The sequence below is a fragment of the Streptomyces sp. NPDC102270 genome (genome assembly GCF_044766405.1).
Taxonomy (GTDB): Bacteria; Actinomycetota; Actinomycetes; order Streptomycetales; family Streptomycetaceae; genus Streptomyces.
Genome location: NZ_JBIWLX010000008.1, coordinates 50,367 through 68,960 on the forward strand (window position 1 = coordinate 50,367; position 18,594 = coordinate 68,960).

Consider the following 18,594-nt stretch of genomic DNA (forward strand, 5'->3'; position numbering starts at 1 on the left):
CCGGCCGGTAGGGCGCGAGGCGTTCCGTCACATGGGACTGCGACGGACCGCCCGCCCCGCCAGTACGTCCGTGCGCCGGCCGTCCTCGATCACGAACCGCCCGTCGACCAGGACGTGCGGGATGCCGGCAGGGAGCCTGCGCGGGTCCTCGAAGGTCGAGCCCGGGGCCACCATCTCGGCGTCGAAGAGGACCAGGTCGGCCCGGTAACCCTCCTTGATCAGGCCTCGGTCCGGCAGGCGCAGCCGGGACGCCGGGCGCGAGGTGAGGTGGGCCACGCACTCCTCCAGGGAGAGGACGCCCAACTCCCGTACGTACGTGCCGAGATAGCGCGGGAACGTGCCGTACGCCCGCGGATGCGGCTTGGCGCCCTGAAGGATGCCGTCGGAACCGCCGGTGTGGACCGGGTGCCGCATGATCGTGCGGACGTTCTCCTCGTGGCCGACGTGCTGGAGGATCGACGGGGCCAGCCGGTCGGCGAGCAGGAGCCGGCGGGCGGTCGTCCAGGGGTTCTCGCCGCGAGTGCGGGCCGACTGCGCGACCGTACGGCCGACGAAGTCCGCGAGGGCCGGGTCGCCGACGCCCGAGATCTCGATGGTGTCCCACTCGATGGGCACCCCGTGGCAGCCGTCCGCCCCGACGACCTCCATGTGGTGCCGGATCCGCTCGGCCGTGTCGTCGTCCGCCAGCCGCTTCAGGACCGCCTCGGGCCCGCCCTCGCCCGCCCAGCTCGGCAGCAGGGCCGCGAGGGTCGTGGCGCCGGGTGTGTAGGGGTAGGTGTCCAGGCTGATGTCGGCGCCCGACGCCAGCGCCTGGTCCAGGAGGGCCACGAGCTCGGGCGCCCGGTCCTTGTTCACGCCGAAGTTCATGGTGGCGTGGGCCAGGTGGAGCGAGCAGCCGGCCTCCCGGGCCAGGGCGATCATCTCCTCGTACGCCTGCAGGGCCCCCGCGCCGTACGAGCGGTGGTGCGGGCAGTAGTAGCCGCCGTACTCGGCCACCACCCGGCACAGTTCGGTGAGTTCGGCGTCCTTGGCGTACATGCCGGGGGTGTAGGTCAGGCCCGACGACATGCCGAGCGCGCCCTGTTCCATGCCCTCCGCGACCAGCCGGCGCATCCGGTCCAGCTCGTGGGGCGTCGCCTCGCGGTCCTCCCAGCCGACGACGAGCGCGCGGACCGTGCCCTGGGGGATCAGATAGGCCGCGTTGACGGCGATCCCGCGGTCGAGGCGGTCCAGGTACTCGCCCACCGACCGCCAGTCGAAGTCGATGTCGCCGCCGTGGCCGTTCCACCCGGCGATGGCGCGGCGGACCTCCTCCAGGGTGCGGTCATCGACCGGGGCGTACGACAGCCCGTCCTGGCCCAGCACTTCGAGCGTGACGCCCTGCGCGGCCTTGGCGCTGTGGTCGGGGTCGCGCAGCAGGGCCAGGTCGCTGTGGGCGTGCATGTCGATGAAGCCGGGGGAGAGGACGAGTCCCTCGGCGTCCACCTCGCGCCGGGCCTTGGGGCGTTGGCAGCCCGCGGCGGCGGCCTCCTTGACGATCGACACGATCCGGCCGCCGTCGACGACCACGTCGGCGCGGTAGGAGGGGGCGCCGCTGCCGTCGACGACGTCCGCGTCCCGGATGACGAGCTCTTCCATCGCCGGACTCCCTTCGCGTCTCAGAAGAACGTGCGGATGTATTCGACAACCGTGCCGTCGGCCTCCGCCACCGGGATCAGCTGCCACTTGTCGAAGGACGTGCACGGGTGCGAGAGGCCGAGGCCCAGCCAGTCGCCGACCTCCAGGTCGGTCCCGGGGGCGGTGGCCAGCCAGGCGTGCTGGTCGGAGAGCGAGGTCACCTCGATGCCGGTGGCCGGGCGCTCGGTGCCGTCCCGGCGGACCACCTGCGGGAAGGGCAGGTCGAGGTCGTGGGCCGCGTCCCGCTTGCCCGCGTTGGCGAAGGCCTGGCCGGGGGAGGGGCGGGAGACGATCTGCGCCCACAACTGGAACGCGGGCTCCAGGGCGCCCTCCTCGGGGATCCGGTTGAAGGGGGTCACCTTGCGGTAGTGGCCGTCGTCGTGCGAGACGTAGGCGCCGGAGCGGAGCAACTTCATTACCGGGAGGGAGAGTTCGGGGATCTCGGCGAAGACGTCGGCGACCGCGTCGAACCAGGCGCTGCCGCCGGCGCTGATCACGATCCCGTCCGGTGCCGCCGCGCCGAACCGTCCCGCCTTGTCGAAGTCGGCGGCCAGGGCGACGAGTCGGCGCAGCCAGGCGTGGACGCGCTCCGGGTCCGCGTCGGGGACCTCGCCCTCGTATCCGGCGACGCCGACGAGCCGCAGTGTCCCGGTGGCCGCGACCGCGTCGGCGACGGCTGCGCACTCCTCCTCCGTGCGGACGCCGGTGCGGGCACCCTCGCCGGCGGCGAGTTCGACGACGACGTCCAGGGGGCGGGCGGTGCCCCGCAGGGCCGCGTCCATCAACTCGACTCCGCGGACGGAGTCGACGTAGCAGATGAAGCGGAAGGTCTCGTCGCGCGCCAGCTCGCCGGCGATCCACCTCAGGGCCGCCGGGTCCACCAGTTCGTTCGCGAGGAAGACCCGCTGGACGCCGTACGCCCGCGCGACCCGCACCTGGTGGGGCACGGCCAGGGTGATGCCCCAGGCGCCGTGCTCGATCTGACGCCGGAAGAGCTGGGGGGCCATGGTCGTCTTGCCGTGCGGGGCGAAGGAGAGGCCGTGGCGGGCGGCGTACGTCTCCATGAGCGCGAGGTTGTGCCCCAGGCGCTCGGCGGAGAGGGCGAGTACGGGGGTCGTGAACCCGTCGGTGAAGAGGTTGCGGCGCTGGGCGGTCAGCTCGGCGACGGTCAGGCCGTCCGCGTCCGGCGGGAGGCCCTTGAAGCGGTGGTCGACGCGGTCCTCCGCGAGACGGGCGAGCGCTTCGGTACCGGACACGAGGCCTCCCTGAAGGGGTGCGTTGCACTCTCTGCAACGTTCATTGCGTATATCGCTCACTGCTGTCTAACATCCAGGCGAATCCCGGGTCAATGAAGGAGCTACGGCCATCGTGAATGCCCCCGACGTCGTGGACGTCGTCGCGCTCGGCGAGTCCATGGTCACGTTCCTGCCCAGCCGGCCCGGACGACTCGCCGACGTACCGTCCTTCGACCGGGCGATCGGGGGCGCGGAGTCGAACGTCGCCTGCGGGCTGGCCGCCGCCGGGCACGCGGTGCGGTGGGTCAGCCGGGTCGGGACGGACGGCTTCGGGGATCACCTGGTCGAGACGATCGGGGGGTACGGGGTCGACACCTCCGCGGTCGGCAGGGATGCCTCCCGGCCCACGGGGGTGTACTTCCGTACGGCGGGGGACCGGGCGACCGATGCGCATGAGGTCGCCTACTACCGGGCGGGGTCGGCTGCTTCGGCGATGTCCGCGGCGAACGTGGATCTGTCGGTGGTGCGGGCGACTCGGGTGCTGCACCTTTCGGGGATCACGGCTGCGCTGTCGTCCGAGTGCCTGGAGTTGCTGCGTGAGCTGACGGCACCGGGGGCGGACCGGCCGCTCGTGTCCTTCGACGTCAATCACCGGGCCGGGTTGTGGCGTGACACCGACGGGCCCCGGGTGCTGCTGGAGCTGGCGCGCCGGGCCGACCTCGTGTTCGTGGGGGAGGACGAGGCCGAGGAGGCGTGGGGGGTGACGGGCGGGCCGTCGGGGATTCGGGCGGTGCTGCCCGGGCCGGGGGTGCTGGTGGTGAAGCAGGGGGGCCTGGGGGCCACGGCGTTCGTGTCGTCCTCGGGCCGGTCGGTCACCGGCCCGGGGTCGCAGGATGACGGACCTTCACCCGATCATTCGCAGCCCGCCGACAGCCGTCCCTCCGCCCTGACCCCGGGCGGCCGTGCCGTCAGAGGCGGCTCCCGGCCCACGCGGAGCGGCACCCCGCGGGTGCGGGCCGGCGACACCCGCCCCCGGCCGGCCGCAGCGCCGGGTGTCTTCGTGCCGGGCCTCGCGGTGGACGTCGTGGCCACCACCGGTGCCGGCGATGCCTTCGCGGCGGGCTTCCTCTCCGCCACTCTGCGCGAACTCCCCCTGAAGAGCCGCCTGCGCCACGGTCACCTGTGGGCCGCCGCCGCCCTCACCTCCCCCGGTGACCTCGCGACACCCCCCGACCGCGACACCACCGACCGGCTGGCCGCCCTCGACGACGACACGTGGGGGACACTTCGACTCGGCCCCGGCTGGACACAGGCCGACAGGGCCCCGGAGGAGGTACGCACCCCATGAGCCAGACCGTCGACCGAGCACTGAGCATCCTGCCGCTGCTCGCCGAGGGCCCCGCCGACCTCGGGCAGGTCGCCGACCGCCTCGGCGTCCACAAGTCCACCGCGCTGCGACTCCTGCGCACCCTCCACGAACACGGCATGGTCTACCGGCAGTCCGACCAGCGCTACCGTCTCGGCGCCCGCCTCATCGCCCTCGCCCAGGAGGCGATGGAGAACCTGGACATCCGCGAGATCGCCCACCCCCACCTCGTACGGCTGAACGAGCAGTGCGGTCACACCGTCCACCTCGCCGTGTATGAGGAGGCCGAGGTGCTGTACATCGACAAGGTCGAGAGCCGGTATCCGGTGCGGATGTACTCGCGGATCGGCAAGCCCGTCGCCATCACCGTCGCCGCGGTCGCCAAGCTGCTGCTCGCCGATCTGCCCGAGGCCGAGCGGCGCGCCCTCGCGGACACACTGGAATACCCCCTGTACACGGCCCGTTCGACACCCAACGCTCCGGCTTTCCTCGCGGAGTTGGAGCGGGTGCGCGAACAGGGCTGGGCCACCGACCTCGGTGGCCACGAGGAGTCCATCAACTGCGTCGCGGCCCCCGTCCGCGGCGCCGACGGCAGGGTCGTCGCGGCGATGTCGGTCTCCGCGCCCAACGTCGTCGTCACCGCCGAGGAACTCCTCACCCTCCTCCCCCAGGTCCGCCGCACGGCCGATGCCATCAGCGGCGAGTACTCGGGCAGAACGACACCCAAGGAACCCGGATGACGGACAAGACGGACAAGATCGCGCTCACCCCCAGCACCCACACCACCCCGCCCGCCAAGTTCTCCCACGGAGTGCGGAAGGGCAACATCCTCCAGGTCGCCGGGCAGGTCGGCTTCCTGCCGGCCGAGGAGGGCAAGCCGCCCACGCCCGCCGGGCCCACCCTGCGCGAGCAGACCCTCCAGACCCTCGCCAACGTCAAGGCCATCCTGGAGGAGGGCGGCGCCTCCTGGGACGACGTGATGATGATCCGCGTCTACCTGACGGACGTGGACCACTTCGCCGAGATGAACTCGATCTACAACACCTACTTCGAGGAGCAGGGCCTCACCGCCCCGCCCGCCGCCCGGACCACCGTCTACGTCGGTCTGCCCGCCGGGCTCCTCATCGAGATCGACGCGCTCGCCGTCCTCGGCTGACGCCCCCTCGACTCCCGCACCTCCCGCACCTCCCGCACCTCCCGCACGGCACGGCACCCCCCGGGGTGCCGTGCCGCGATCCCCCCTGCCCGAAAGCTCCATGCACTTACGAAGAGGACCCCCATGTCACTACCGCTCGCCGCGGCCACCGAGACACCCCCGCACACCGGTGGCCTGCTCCTCCTCATCGACGGCACCGCGGGCCTCCTCACGGTCGCCGCCCTCGGTATCGCCCTGCTGCTCTTCCTGATCATCAAGGTGAGACTCCAGCCCTTCGTCGCCCTGCTCGGCGTCTCCATAACCGTCGGCCTGCTCGCCGGTCTCTCGGTCACCGAACTCTTCGGCACGGTCCAGCGGTCGGACGCCGTGTCCACCATCGAGTCCGGGATGGGCGGCATCCTCGGCCATGTCGCGATCATCATCGGCCTGGGCACGATGCTCGGGGCGATCCTCGAAGTCAGCGGCGGCGCCGAGGTGTTGGCGTCCCGGCTGCTCAACCTGTTCGGCGAGAAGCGCGCCCCGCTCGCCATGGGCCTCACCGGCCTGATCTTCGGCATCCCGGTCTTCTTCGACGTCGGCATCTTCGTCCTCGCGCCGATCGTGTACGCGGCGGCCAAGCGCAGCGGCAGGTCGATCCTGCTCTACTGTCTGCCGCTGCTGGCGGGCCTGTCGATGACCCACGCCTTCCTGCCCCCGCACCCCGGCCCGGTCGCCGCCGCCGGTCTGCTGCACGTGGACCTCGGCTGGGTGATCCTCATGGGCGTCGTCTGCGGCATCCCCGCGGTGCTGGCCGCGTGGGTCTACTCGGCGTGGGTCGGCCGCCGCATCTTCGTCGCCGTGCCGCAGGACATGGTGGAGGCGGCGGCGGAGGCGAAGCAGGCGGTGATCGAGGAGCAGCGGTCGCAGGGCGTCGTACCGCGCGAGGACCCCGTACCGCTCGGCACGGTCCTCGGCATCATCGGTACGCCGCTGGTCCTGATCCTCGCCGCCACGTTCTCCTCGATCGCGCTCGACCCCTCCACCGGCCGCTCGGTCATCGAGTTCTTCGGCAGCCCCTTCGTGGCGCTGACCATCGCCCTGCTCCTCGCCTACTACCTGCTCGGCATCCGCCGCGGCTGGTCCCGCAGGTCCCTGGAGAGGGTGTCGACCGCGTCCCTCAAGCCGGTCGGCAACATCCTGCTGGTCGTCGGCGCGGGCGGGGTCTTCGGCGCGGTCCTCAAGGCCAGCGGGGTCGCCCAGGCGCTCTCCGACACCTTCAACGACGTCGGCCTGCCGGTGCTCGTGCTGTCGTACCTGATCTCGGTGGTGCTGCGGGTCGCCCAGGGCTCGGCGACGGTCGCCATCGTCACCACGGCGGGCATCGTGGCGCCCCTGCTGTCGGAGGGCCACCACTCCCAGGCCTTCGTCGCCCTCGTCATCATGGCCATCTCGGCCGGCTCCATCTTCGCCTCCCACGTCAATGACGGCGGCTTCTGGATGGTGGCCAAGTACTTCGGCATCAGCGAGCGGGACACCCTGAAGACGTGGACCGTGCTGGAGACGGTGCTGTCGGTGGCGGGGTTCGCGGTGGCCGCGGTCCTGAGTGTGTTCATGTAGGCGGTGCGGCCCCATGTAGGCGTCCGATAACGATGTAGGGGCCGACTGTGTCCGGCACAGGATCGTCGACCATACTGCCCGCTGTGGAGCAGCGCATAGGTTCGAGCAGCCAGCCCCTGGAAGGCGCCGGATTCGACCCGGCCTTCATCCCCGGGCTCACCCCACCCGCGTCCGGCGAGGCGGAGGAGGCCGAGGCGGAGGAGGCCGTGGAGGCCGACGAACCCGCGGCGGAGGCGGCGGTCCCCGAGGAGATCGAAGCCGAGGAGGACGCCGCCGACGGGCCCGTCTTCGAGGCCTCCGACCGGCGCGCGAGAATCGTCGCCGACCACAAGGGCGTACGGCTCTCTCTCGACGACCAGGCCTGCGAGTTCCGCTGGGACGAGATCGGCGCCGTCGAGACGGAGTCCCCGCGTTTCGGCAAGCGGTTCACCATCACGGTGCACACCCCCGACCGGCGCTGGTACCCGATCGAGATCGAGGCCGGGTCGAGGGCGCGGTTCACCGAGTGGGACGAGCAGCTGGACGCCGTCCTGGACGCGTACTTCGAGGACGAGACCCCGGAGCCGGAGAAAGAAGAGCCCGAGGAGTCCGAGTAGGGGCCCCTAGCAGTACTGGGCCTGCTTCCCGATCGACCGGTACATGCAGTCCGAGTTCTCCAGCAGTTGGAGCACCGCGTCCCGGTTCCTGGACGTCTCCCGCTCGATCACCTCGTCGGGCGGGTAGAAACCGCCACCGGAACTCGACGACGGATACATCTCGAAGGTGTAAGAGAAGATCTTGTGCGTGCCCCAGAGGTAGTCGTCGATCGACCCGTCGGTGATGTACAGGTCGCTGGCCTGCTCCGCCGTGTACCCGTTGCTCGCGGCCAGCTTCTGCCCGATGGTCTTGAACACGGCGTTGTCGTCCGCCGTCATCCCGGTCGCCGTGTCGGAGTACGTGTACCCGTAGGGCCACAGCACCAGTTCGCTGTACGTGTGGAAGTCGATGTTCGACTTGATCTGCTGGACCCCGCCGACGACCCGGCTGCGCACGAAGTCGGCGACCACCTTGACCTCGGGCGCCGACTCGGTGGCCGGACCCCGGTAGGTCTCGGACGACGTCGACCCCGAAGAGCCGCCGCAGCAGCCCCAGCGGTAGGCCCAGTTGCGGTTGAGGTCCGTACCGACGGCCGAGGAACCGGAGTTGGGCTGCCGGTTCTTGCGCCACGAGCGGTACGAGCCGGTGGCGATGTCGTACTCGCCGCCGTCCGGGTTGAGGTCGGGGATGATCCAGATCTCCCGATTGTTGACCATGTTCGTCACCCGTGAGTCGCTTCCGTACCCCGCGCCGAGTTCGCGCAGCAGGTACAGGGCCATCTCCACCGTGAGGTGCTCACGGGCGTGCTGGTGGCTGGTGAACAGCACCTCGGGCTCGGCCTCGTCGGTCCCCACGTTGTCGCTGATCTTGATGGCGACGATGTTCCGGCCCTGGTACGACGTGCCGATGACCCGCTTGCTCATGATGTTCGGGTAGGCGGCGAGGCGCTGGTCGATCTCGGCGTTCATCTCGGCGTAGTTGTGGTAGCGCGAGTCGGCCGAGGGGAAGTCGTAGAGCCGGACCTCGCCCTCCGCGGTCCTCGACGGAGCCGACCCCGACTCGGAGACCTCGTACCCGAGTCGGCGCAACTGCTTGATCTGGTCGGCTCTTCCGGAGACCACCACGGTCTCCTCGTCGGCCTCGTCCACCGTCACGCCCGTCTGCTGGATCGCCGTACGGGTCACGGGTGTCGAGTGCTGGTGGATCTCGTACTGGCGGACGTCCTCGGTGCTCGGTGCCGCCTTCGGGGCGCTGTCGGCGCTCGCGGAGAGCGGGGCCGCGAGGGCGAGGGCCAGAACGGCGGCGAGGGCGGCGTGGCGGGTGCCGCCGCGGGCGCCGGAACCGCGTATGCGAAGTCGCATGAAGTCTCCTGTGTTCTCCGGGGTTTCCGGGATCTCCGGAAGTGGGGGAGTGGAGCGGGGGTGGTTCAGCGACGTGCTGCCGGTGCGGGTGTGCCGCTCATCGCGGGCGTGCTCATCGTGGGCTTGTGGCATGAGCAGGTCAAGAGTCAATAAAGACGCGATGGCGTGAACTGTGCGCCGGTCCTTCACCGCACGCCCTCTTGCCGCGCCGCGACCTTTAGGGTTTCTTGACCTTCATGGCGGACACCACGGACAACACAGTGACCGGTGCCGGTGAGGCGAACCCCCTGCCCCGCAAGTCCGGTTGGCGGTACATCGGCCCGGGGATCGTCGTCGCCGCGACCGGCGTCGGCGCCGGTGACCTGGTCGCCACGCTCATCGCGGGCAGCAACTTCGGCTACACCCTGCTGTGGGCCGCGGTGATCGGCTGCCTGGTCAAGATCTCCCTCGCGGAGGCGGCGGGCCGCTGGCATCTGTCCACCGGCCGCACCCTGTTCGACGGCTGGGCGAGCCTGGGCCGCTGGACCACCTGGTTCTTCGCCGTCTACGTGGTGATCTGGGGCTTCGTGTACGGCGCGGCGGCCATGTCGTCGAGCGCGCTGCCGCTCCAGGCGCTGTTCCCGGGCGTGATGGACCTCGAATGGTGGGCCATCGCCTGCGGTCTCGTCGGCCTGGTCTTCGTCTGGTTCAACAAGTACGCGGTCTTCGAGAAGGTCATGACGGTCCTGGTCGGCGTCATGTTCGTGGTGACGGTGTACCTGGCGATCAGGGTCACCCCGAACCTGGGCGACGCCTTCGCGGGCCTGCTGCCCGTCCTGCCCGACGAGAAGGACTCCATCCTCAACACCCTCGGCCTGATCGGCGGCGTCGGCGGCACGATCACCCTGGCGGCGTACGGCTACTGGGTCAACGCCAAGGGATGGACCAACACCGGCTGGATGAAGGTGATGCGCCTGGACAACCGGGTCGCCTACATCACCACCGGCATCTTCGTCGTCGCCATGCTCTTCGTCGGCGCGGAAATGCTGCACTCCTCCAACGTGGCGATCGCGAGCGGCGACAAGGGGCTCATCCAGCTGAGCGACATCCTGGAGGACGAGTACGGCTCGGCGACCGCCAAGTTCTTCCTGATCGGCTTCTTCGCCACGTCCTTCACCTCGCTGATCGGCGTCTGGCACGGCGTGAGCCTGATGTTCGCGGACTTCGTGGCGCGCTACCGCGGCCGCGAGGGCGCAGCGGGCTCCGGCCAGGAGGTCGCGTCCGGCTCCCGCGAGCGCTCCTGGCCCTTCCGGGCGTATCTGCTCTGGCTGACCTTCCCCCCGATGGTCCTGCTCTTCCAGGGCCAGCCCTTCCGCCTGGTCATTCTCTACGGCGTCCTCGGCGCTGCCTTCCTGCCCTTCCTGGCCGGCACGCTGATGTGGCTGCTGAACACCTCCCGCACGCCCAGGGAGTGGCGCAACGGCTCCCTGAGCAACGCGATGCTGGCGATCGCGGGCCTGCTGTTCCTGGTCCTGTGCGTCAAGCAGATCTGGGACCAGCCCTGGTCGGAGTTCTTCTAACTGCCGCTCCACCACAGGGCGTCGAGCGCCATCTTCCGCATCTGGGCGATGGTCAGCGCGGGGGTCTCACGGGTCGCGGCCTCGTTCTGGGTGCCGGCGTTGAAAGCGCTGATCACCACGCGTTTGCCGTCGGCGCGCATGGTGTCGACGGTCCACATCACCTGGTGACCCCGGTCTCCGGGGCCCTGCTTGACGGCGACCCGGGTGCCGTCGGGCAGGGTCTCGGAGTCCGAGCCGAAGAGATCGCCGGCCGAGTCCAGCATGTCGGGCTGCACATTGACCTGGACCATGCTCCTGCCCTTGCCGTCGTCGACCACGACGTAGGCGTAGTCGCCGTCGTCGCCGCTCCTGTCGGTCACCTTCAGTCCCTTGGGCAGCAGGGCCAGGAGATGGGTGCGGGCGTGCAGGTCGGAGCCGGGGAGCTCCGGGTCGGGCAGGGGCGCGGGGAGGGCGTTCGCGACGGTGCGCCACTCCTTCGCCGCCGCCAGCCGCGTCAACTGGGCCGGGTCCAGCGGGGGATCGGTCCGGGTGACGGGCTTGTCCTTCTCGGCGGCCGCGTTCCACTCGCTCACGGTGATGTGCTGCCCGGTCGGGGTGACCAGCTCGGCGGACCAGAACTTCGTGTCCACCCGGCGGTCGGGATACTCGTAGCCCTGGAGCACGGTGACCACGGAGCCGTCGGCGAGCCGGGTCGTCCTGCAGGCGTCGTACGGGATGAACACCCGGTCGGGGCACTGGGCCGCCTGCCGGGCCTGTGTACCGCCCGGCTGCACGCGGTCCACGCTGACCCCGATGGCCGCGGCGCCCTTGCCGTCGTCGAACACGAGCCCGGCGGACGGCGCGGGCACCTTCAGCTTGTGGGTCGGCTCGGTGCCCTGTCCGCGCTCCTCGCTGAAGTCGCCCTTGGGCAACAGGTTCTTGAGGGTCTCGATCATCTGCTCGTCGGTCACGTGCGTGGCCGTGACGCTCGGCTTCGGCTTCGGCTTGGCGGAGGCCGTCATGGACGACGGCACGGCCTCCGTCGCCGTACCGCCCGGCCGCAGGACCAGCGCCCCGCCCACGCAGGCGAGCACGACGCTCGCGGCACCCCCCGCGACGGCGGCCCGCCGCACGAACCGCTTGCGCCGGCCGAGCACCGCGCCGCGTGCGGCCAGGGCCGTGCGGTCGGTGTCGAACCCGCCGCCGGTCTCGTGCAGGGCGGCGGAGAACCGCTCCTCGAAGGGGTCTGTGTGCTGGTCTGCGGGCATGGGAAACCACCGTTCCGGGTCGGACGAATCGGTCGGACGAGAGGGAGTCGGAGGGCCGGCCGGCCGGTCAGGGCCGGGCGTAGGCGCCGATGTCCTCGCCGAGGAGCCCGCGCAACTGCTTGAGGGCTCGGGTACAGCGCGTGCGGACGGCTGCCGCACTGGAGTTCAGGACACCGGCGGTCTCCTCGATGGAGCGGTCCTCCCAGTAGCGCAGGACGACCACGGCCCGGTCCTTGGCGGGCAGCCGTGCGAGGGCGTCGAGCAGCGTCAGCCGCAGGGGCGTGTCCACACCGACGGCGGCCACCTCCGGCAGGACGTCGGTCGCGCGCTCACCGCTGCTGCGGCGGCGCCGATGGGTCAGGAACACCCGGACCAGGACGGTCTGCGCGTACGCCGCCGGGTTGCCGACGTGGGAGATCCGGCTCCAGCGGACGTAGATCCGCCCGAGCGCCTCCTGCACCAGGTCCTCGGCGAGATGAGTGTCACCCGCGGTCAGCAGACACGCCGACCGGTACAGGTGTCCGGCCCGGGCGGCGGCGAACTCCGCGTATTCGTCCGCGCGGGCCTGTCTCATGTGTTCCCCCCTGGTGCTGTGCGCCCGGCTGTAGAAGATGTCCTCACTTCACCGACGCGGTGGGGCGGGGAGAATGTTTCACATGACCTGTAGGCAGTCCACGACGCAAGGGAACGGATGCCGATGACGACCCCGCCGCCGCCGGGCTTCGGCCCGCCACCGCCCCCGTCGGCCTTCGCCTCTCCACCGCCCCAAGAGGTGCCCGCGGGCCCGGAGTTCATGGCCGTCGACCGCCACAACTCCATCGTCGTCGACTCCGCGGGCGTCGCCTTCGAGGACCACGGCCACTCGGTCGAGTTCTCCTGGCAGGAAATCCGCAGCGTGCACTACAAGGCCGGCCCGAACGGCAAGACCTTGATGATGGCCGTCGTCCACCTCGACGGCCGCTTCTACGAGTGCGTCGTCGACGCGAAGGGCCGGGACCCGCTGGGCCGGTGGTTCGCCCAGCTGGCCCCGGTACTGGGGTATTACCGGCCACTGGCGTGACGGTGGACGCGGAGCTCCGGATCCACGAGCGGAGCGCGACGGCGACGGAGGTGACGGTCGTCGTGCGCTGCCTCCGCGGTGACGAGCATCGTGCGCTGCAACCGCCCGGACCGCACGGTCGACCCAGGGCGCTCCGCCCTGGTCACGCCCCGTTCAACGGCTACGGCAACCCGTGCACGTGCGGGCCCACCGTGCCCGACCAGGCGTTGCCCGCCGCCGCGTCCCAGTTCGTCGACCAGGTCATGGCGCCGCGCAGGTCCGGGTAGGTCTTCGACGGCTTGAAGGAGCCGCATCCCGTGCCCTTCGTCAGGCAGTCCAGCGCGTTGTTCACCACGGAAGGCGGGACATAGCCGCTGCCCGCCCCGCTCGTGGACGCCGGCAGGCCCAACCCCACCTGGGACGGGGACAGTCCGCCCTCCAGCTGGATGCAGGCCAGGGCGGTCAGGAAGTCCACCGAGCCCTGGGAGTAGACCTTGCCGTCGCAGCCCAGCATCGAACCGCTGTTGTAGTACTGCATGTTGACGACCGTGAGGATGTCCTTCACGTTCAGCGCGGTCTGGAAGTACGCGTTGGACGTCGACTGCATGTCGATCGTCTGCGGTGCCATCGTCAGGACCAGGCCCGAGCCCGCCTTCGCCGCGAGCGTGCGCAACGCCTGGGACATGTACGTCGCGTTGAGCCCGTTCTCCAGATCGATGTCGACGCCGTCGAAGCCGTACGTCTGCATCAGCGCGTACACCGAGTTCGCGAAGTTCGCCGCGGACGTCGGATCGCTCACCGAGACCGTGCCGTTCTGGCCGCCCACGGAGACGACGACCTTCTTCCCGGCCGCCTGCTTCGCCTTGATGTCCGCCTTGAACTGGTCGACCGTGTACCCGCCGAGCCCGGCCGAGTCCAGGGAGAACGTCACGGCGCCGGGAGTCGTCGTGGCGTCCGCGAACGCCACCGCGATGATGTCGTACTGCGACTGCACGGCCGACAGCTTCTGGACCGTCGCCCCGTTGTTGAAGTTCTGCCAGTACCCGGTGAGAGCGTGCTTGGGCACCGCGCCGCCCCCGCCGCCCGGAGAGGCGGTCGTCGTCCCCGTCACCGCGCCCGACTTCACGGACTCACCCGCCGAGTTCACCGCCGTGACCTGGAAGCTGTACGACGTCGACGCGGCCAGCCCCGTCACGGTCGCCGAGGTCCCGGTCACCGCGGTGACCTTCGTGCCGTTGCGGTAGATGTTGTAACCCGTCGCGCCCGAGACCGTGTTCCAGGCCAGGGAGACGGACGACGAGGACGTGCCGGAGACCGCCAGACCGGTCGGTGCCCCCGGGACCGTGGGAGAGGGATCACCCCCGCCGCCCCCGTCCGGGCCGTAGACCGACACGTCGTCGGCGAGGTAGGCGGCTTGTCCGTACCAGCCGTGGGTGTAGACCGTCACCGAGGTCGTCGAGGCGCCCGTGGTGAAGGTGGTCGTCAGCTGCTTCCAGGAGGCGGAGTCCGGGGTCCAGGCCGACACGTCCGTCGTGCCGGTGCCGGTCGCGCCCAGATAGGCGTAGCCGCCCTGCACCCACGCGCTCAGCGTGTACGTCGAGTTCGGCTTCACCGCCACCGTCTGGACGCACTTGGCGTTGTCCTGCCCGGCCGGTGTCGCCTTCAGCGCGGCCGAGCCGCCGTGCACCGGGGAGGAGACGGTCGTACCGCTGCTCGCGGAACAGGTCCAGTTGGTCAGGCCGGACTCGAAGCCGGTGTTCTTCGCGTTGTTGACGTCCGCGGCCGAAGCGGGGCCCGCGAAACCCAGGGCGAGGGCTGCGGTGACGGTGGCGGTCCAGAACCGTCTTCTGCTGAGTATGGGCATGACAAGAGAGTTGGTCCAGACCAATGCTGCTGTCAAGGAGGGTGTCGCGACGAATGCACAACCGGCCTTTCTCCGGCCCGCGCACGTGGCAAGTGCGCCCCATCTGGGCACGAATCGCCCGCTTTTGATCCGTCACCCAGGCCAGGAAGTCACAGAATCGCTGTTCTCCGGCCACAGAGCCGTGGTTACAGTGCTCAGGTAGTCACGCAGTGAAGTCGACCGGGTGCGCCGGAGTGATCCGTCGGACCCACGGGCATGGGATACGGGGAGCTGCGCGTGCCAACTGCCATCGCAGTGACCGGCGCCGACATGGCGCTGCCGGCGCAGGACGAGCGGACCCTGCCCGCCGTCGTGCTCGACGGCCTGGACCGGCAGCCGCTCGACCACTCGCTCGCCGCCCTCCAGACGCTGATCGACCAGCACGGCCATGTCGTCGTCGTGTACTCCCGTGCCGTGCCCCCGGCGGTCGACCAGCGGCTGCGCACCGTGCGGTCCCTTCTGGAGAGCGACCGGATCGCCCTGTTCCAGCCCGAACTGCCACCCCTCGCGACCGCCGTCCTGGCCCGCCAGTTGAGACAGCTCGCCTCCTGCGACCTCAGCCCCGGCGTGCTCGCCTCGGCGGGCCGGCTGCTCACCCACTACCTCCACGCGGGCGCGCTCCTCGGCTCCGTGGCCAAACTCGACCGGGTCCCCGTCGGGCTCAAGTCGCACGCCAAGTCCTGGGTGCCGGGCAGCCAGTTCGCCGTGCTCGCCCACCCGCAGCCGCAGCTCGTCAGGCTCGCCCCGGACGCCACGCTCGCCGGCCCGGAGTTCGCCACCTCGATGCTCGTCGCCCGCGGCCAGCTCCAGTCCGACTGGGTCTCCGGGAGCCTCGCCACGTCCTGGCGGATCCAGGGCCTGCGCGAGGCCCCACTGCCCGCCGAGTCCGCCGAGTGGTGGGGCACCGGCAAGCTGATCGAGTTCTGCACCTTCCTGCCCGACGTGTCCGTCCTCTACCAACTCGTCACCTCGGTACGGCAGAACATCTGTCACTGGTGCGGCATCGACGTCATCGGCGACCGCTGCGTCTTCTGCTCGGCCACCGCACCCGTGACACCCGCCTCCGCGCAGCAACAGCAGCAACAGCACGCCCAGCACCAACTGCCCGCCGGGTGAGCCGCACCGGATCGCCCCCGTCCCCGTTTCCGCTCGACCGAGCCCCCCAACGAGGTTGTACGGTTCATGAACTCCCGTCAGCGCCGCGGCGTGATACTCCTGCTCCTGTCGGTCCTGGGCGCCCTCGCGGCCTTCGCCGGCGTGCTCTCCGTCATCGACGACGTGAAGTCCAAGGTCGGCCCCGAGGTCACGGCGTACAAGGTCCGCAAGAGCATCCCGCCGTACACCCGGCTCACCGCGGACCAGTTCAAGAAGACGGAGATGCCCGAGCGCTGGCTGTCGGCGAACGCGGTCACCGATCTCGCGGACATCCGCGACAAGATCGCCGTGACGACCCTCAAAGCCGGCTCGCTGCTGCAGAGCGACATGATCGTCGATCAGCCGGCCCTGCAGCCCGGGCAGCAGGAGGTCGCCATCATGATCGACGCGGCGACCGGCGTCGCCGGCAAGATCACGGCAGGCTCCGCGGTCAACGTCTACGCCACCTTCGAGGGGCAGCGCGAGGGTGACCCCGACCAGTCCAAGGTCATCGTGACGAACGCGCGGGTCCTCGACGTCGGGGAGATCACCGCCCTGGAACCCGACGCCGACAGCCGCACCCGCCAGGCCACCGACGCCGTCCCCATCACCTTCGCGCTCTCCGCCCTCGACGCCCAGCGCATCACGTACGCCGAGTCCTTCGCCAAGCGCGTCCGGCTCGCCCTGGTGGCACCGGGCGAGACCGGCACCATCCCGGAGCAGGACCGCACGTACGAACTCGCGAAGGACAAGTGAGAGGCCGCCATGCCCACGAGGATCCTTCCGGCCGTCGGCGACGCGGACGCGGTCCGCTCCCTCACCACGCTGCTCAGCCAGCTCCCGGACGCCGAGCCCGTCGCCCCGGTCACCGATTCCACGCAGCTCATCGACACCCTCGCGCGCCTGGCCTCCGAGTCGATCGACGAGCTGCCCGAGGTCGTGGTCGTCCACGAGCGCATCGGTCCCGTGCCGGCCCTGGAGCTGATCCGTGAGGTCGCCCTGCGCTTCCCGGCCGTCGGCGTCATCCTCGTCACCTCAGACGTCAGCCCCGGCCTCTTCCAGGCCGCCATGGACTACGGCGCCCGCGGTCTCATCGCCCTCCCGCTCGGCTACGAGGAGCTCGCCACCCGGGTGCACGCGGTCGCCCAGTGGTCCACGGGCGTACGACGGCACCTGGGCGCCGTCACCGACGTGTTCACCGGCGTCGGCGGCACCGTCGTCACGGTCAGCGGCGCGAAGGGCGGCGTCGGCGCCACCACCACCGCCATCCAGCTCGCCCTCGCCGCCCAGGCCTCCGGGCGCACCACCGCCCTGCTCGACCTGGACCTCCAGACCGGCGACATCGCCTCCTACCTGGACGTCCAGTTCCGCCGCTCGGTCGTCGACCTGGCCACCATCACCGACATCTCCCCGCGCGTCCTCGCCGACGCCGTCTTCCCCCACGACACCGGCCTCGCGCTGCTGCTCGCCCCCGGCGAGGGCGAACGTGGCGAGGAGGTCACCGAGCGCGCCGCCCGCCAGATCGTGAGCGCCCTGCGCTCCCGCTACGAGGTCGTCGTCGTCGACTGCGGCGCCCAGCTCAGCGGGGCCGGCGCGGCGGTCGTGGAGATGGCCGACACGGCCCTGCTGGTCACCACCCCGGACGTGGTCGCCGTACGCGGTGCCAAGCGTGCCGTGCGCATGTGGGACCGCCTCCAGGTCCGCAAGGCCGAGGAGACCACCGTCGTCGTCAACCGCCACAGCCGCGGTACGGAGATCCAGCCCGCGCTCATCCAGAAGATCACCGGCACGGGCGTCGCGGCGACCGTCGTCCCGGCGAACTTCAAGGAGCTCCAGGGTGCGGTGGACGCGGGCCGGGTGCACGAACTCGACGCCAAGGGCACGGTCAAGCAGGCCCTGTGGACGCTCGCCGGTGAACTGGGCCTGGTCAAGGGCACGGAGACGAACTCCCATCGCAACGGCGGCCGGGAGCGCGGCGCGCTGACCTTCCGGCGACGCAAGGAGCTCGGCAGATGAGCCCGCGCCGGGACGAGGGACAGGTGACGATCGAGTTTCTCGGGATGACCCCGCTGATCCTGATCACCCTGGTACTGATGTGGCAGTTCGTACTGCTGGGGTACACGTTCTCGCTCGCGGGGAATGCTGCGGACGAGGCGGTACGGGCCGCGACGGCGGCGGCGCCGGGGGAGCGGGAGGCCGCGTGCGAGCAGGCTGGACTGGACAAGCTGCCGGGCGCCTGGAGCGGCCAGGTCAACTGCAGCACCGGCGGCGGCTATGTCACGGCCGACGTCCACCTCGATGTCCCCGTCCTGTTCCCGGGTGCGATCGCCTTCCCCTTCCAGGTCGACGGACACGCGGGCGCGGTGGAGGAGGACAAGGACTGAGATGTCGTACTCCCCGAAGAATCGAGCACACCGCGACCGTGGCCAAGTAGCCCTCGAATACCTCGGCTTCATCCCGATCCTGATCCTCGTCGCCATGGCGGGCGTCCAGATCGGGCTGATCGCCTACACCGCCCAGCAGGCCGGTACGGCGGCCAGGGCCGGGGCGCGGGCCGCCTCGCTGGACCTGAGCGCGCAGGACGGTTGTGTGAACGCGATCAGCGACTGGCTGTCCGTCGACTGCGCCGAGGGCGGGGGCGGCGACTCGGTCACCGTCACCGCCACCGTCCAGATCCCGTCGATCGTCCCCGGCTGGAGCTTCGACCCCGCCGTCAAGACCGCCACCATGCCGCTCGACCACTGA

The 18,594-nt window shown here is 70.6% G+C and carries 18 protein-coding genes; 12 read left to right on the forward strand and 6 right to left on the reverse strand.

Going from position 1 to position 18,594, the window contains the following annotated elements:
• Positions 1-27: 27 nt before the first annotated feature.
• Positions 28-1,638, reverse strand: coding sequence for an amidohydrolase family protein (locus tag ACIRP7_RS17580; protein WP_403659705.1), 1,611 nt, complete (start codon positions 1,636-1,638; stop codon positions 28-30).
• Between the two features lie 20 nt (positions 1,639-1,658).
• On the reverse strand, positions 1,659-2,933 hold the full coding sequence (locus tag ACIRP7_RS17585) for an amino acid deaminase (protein WP_403659708.1): 1,275 nt from the start codon (positions 2,931-2,933) through the stop codon (positions 1,659-1,661).
• A 157-nt stretch (positions 2,934-3,090) separates the two neighbouring features.
• Between ACIRP7_RS17585 and ACIRP7_RS17590 the strand changes: the two genes are divergently transcribed.
• The 5 genes from ACIRP7_RS17590 (at position 3,091) to ACIRP7_RS17610 (ending at position 7,626) form a co-directional block, all read left to right on the forward strand.
• Positions 3,091-4,260 (forward strand): sugar kinase, encoded by a 1,170-nt coding sequence (locus tag ACIRP7_RS17590; protein WP_403660672.1) that lies wholly within the window; start codon positions 3,091-3,093, stop codon positions 4,258-4,260.
• Positions 4,257-5,018 (forward strand): IclR family transcriptional regulator, encoded by a 762-nt coding sequence (locus tag ACIRP7_RS17595; protein ID WP_403659711.1) that lies wholly within the window; start codon positions 4,257-4,259, stop codon positions 5,016-5,018. The genes ACIRP7_RS17590 and ACIRP7_RS17595 overlap by 4 nt, the downstream gene beginning before the upstream one ends.
• Positions 5,015-5,434 carry a RidA family protein gene (locus tag ACIRP7_RS17600; protein WP_352388969.1) on the forward strand — a complete coding sequence of 140 codons (420 nt, stop codon included), beginning with the start codon at positions 5,015-5,017 and terminating at the stop codon, positions 5,432-5,434. Before ACIRP7_RS17595 ends, ACIRP7_RS17600 begins: the two co-directional genes overlap by 4 nt.
• A 123-nt stretch (positions 5,435-5,557) precedes the next feature.
• A complete protein-coding gene (locus ACIRP7_RS17605) occupies positions 5,558-7,030 on the forward strand; it encodes a GntP family permease (RefSeq protein ID WP_403659714.1) in 1,473 nt (490 codons plus the stop codon).
• A gap of 83 nt (positions 7,031-7,113) precedes the next feature.
• Complete coding sequence (locus ACIRP7_RS17610; RefSeq protein ID WP_403659717.1) at positions 7,114-7,626, forward strand: hypothetical protein; 513 nt, start codon at positions 7,114-7,116, stop codon at positions 7,624-7,626.
• A 6-nt stretch (positions 7,627-7,632) separates the two neighbouring features.
• On the opposite strand, the gene ACIRP7_RS17615 is transcribed toward ACIRP7_RS17610, so the two are convergent.
• The gene (locus ACIRP7_RS17615) at positions 7,633-8,967 is read right to left on the reverse strand and encodes a M14 family metallopeptidase (RefSeq protein WP_403659720.1); all 1,335 of its coding nucleotides are present in this window, start codon (positions 8,965-8,967) and stop codon (positions 7,633-7,635) included.
• Positions 8,968-9,203: 236 nt separating this feature from the next.
• On the opposite strand from ACIRP7_RS17615, the gene ACIRP7_RS17620 reads away from it, so the two are divergent.
• Positions 9,204-10,526: an Nramp family divalent metal transporter gene (locus ACIRP7_RS17620; RefSeq protein ID WP_403659724.1), complete on the forward strand. Its 1,323-nt coding sequence runs from the start codon at positions 9,204-9,206 to the stop codon at positions 10,524-10,526.
• Here the strand turns inward: ACIRP7_RS17620 and ACIRP7_RS17625 are convergent.
• Both ACIRP7_RS17625 and ACIRP7_RS17630 read right to left on the reverse strand, forming a co-directional pair.
• Positions 10,523-11,773: a hypothetical protein gene (locus ACIRP7_RS17625; RefSeq protein ID WP_403659727.1), complete on the reverse strand. Its 1,251-nt coding sequence runs from the start codon at positions 11,771-11,773 to the stop codon at positions 10,523-10,525. The genes ACIRP7_RS17620 and ACIRP7_RS17625 overlap by 4 nt on opposite strands.
• A gap of 67 nt (positions 11,774-11,840) precedes the next feature.
• Positions 11,841-12,347, reverse strand: a complete 507-nt coding sequence (locus ACIRP7_RS17630) for a SigE family RNA polymerase sigma factor (protein ID WP_403659730.1) — start codon at positions 12,345-12,347, stop codon at positions 11,841-11,843.
• Positions 12,348-12,470: 123 nt separating this feature from the next.
• Between ACIRP7_RS17630 and ACIRP7_RS17635 the strand changes: the two genes are divergently transcribed.
• Complete coding sequence (locus ACIRP7_RS17635; RefSeq protein WP_403659734.1) at positions 12,471-12,833, forward strand: hypothetical protein; 363 nt, start codon at positions 12,471-12,473, stop codon at positions 12,831-12,833.
• 160 nt (positions 12,834-12,993) lie between these two features.
• Here ACIRP7_RS17635 and ACIRP7_RS17640 read toward each other — a convergent pair whose 3' ends face one another.
• Complete coding sequence (locus ACIRP7_RS17640) at positions 12,994-14,676, reverse strand: chitinase (RefSeq protein ID WP_403659737.1); 1,683 nt, start codon at positions 14,674-14,676, stop codon at positions 12,994-12,996.
• A 255-nt stretch (positions 14,677-14,931) separates the two neighbouring features.
• Between ACIRP7_RS17640 and ACIRP7_RS17645 the strand changes: the two genes are divergently transcribed.
• The 5 genes from ACIRP7_RS17645 to ACIRP7_RS17665 all read left to right on the forward strand — a co-directional run bounded on the left by ACIRP7_RS17645 (position 14,932) and on the right by ACIRP7_RS17665 (position 18,594).
• Positions 14,932-15,831 (forward strand): hypothetical protein, encoded by a 900-nt coding sequence (locus ACIRP7_RS17645; protein ID WP_403659740.1) that lies wholly within the window; start codon positions 14,932-14,934, stop codon positions 15,829-15,831.
• Between the two features lie 66 nt (positions 15,832-15,897).
• Entirely contained in the window at positions 15,898-16,605 is a 708-nt protein-coding gene (cpaB, locus tag ACIRP7_RS17650; RefSeq protein WP_403659743.1) for a Flp pilus assembly protein CpaB, read from the forward strand.
• Between the two features lie 9 nt (positions 16,606-16,614).
• A complete protein-coding gene (locus ACIRP7_RS17655) occupies positions 16,615-17,865 on the forward strand; it encodes a CpaE family protein (protein ID WP_403659746.1) in 1,251 nt (416 codons plus the stop codon).
• The gene (locus tag ACIRP7_RS17660; RefSeq protein ID WP_403659749.1) at positions 17,862-18,233 is read left to right on the forward strand and encodes a TadE/TadG family type IV pilus assembly protein; all 372 of its coding nucleotides are present in this window, start codon (positions 17,862-17,864) and stop codon (positions 18,231-18,233) included. The genes ACIRP7_RS17655 and ACIRP7_RS17660 overlap by 4 nt, the downstream gene beginning before the upstream one ends.
• A gap of 1 nt (position 18,234) precedes the next feature.
• On the forward strand, positions 18,235-18,594 hold the full coding sequence (locus ACIRP7_RS17665) for a TadE/TadG family type IV pilus assembly protein (RefSeq protein ID WP_403659752.1): 360 nt from the start codon (positions 18,235-18,237) through the stop codon (positions 18,592-18,594).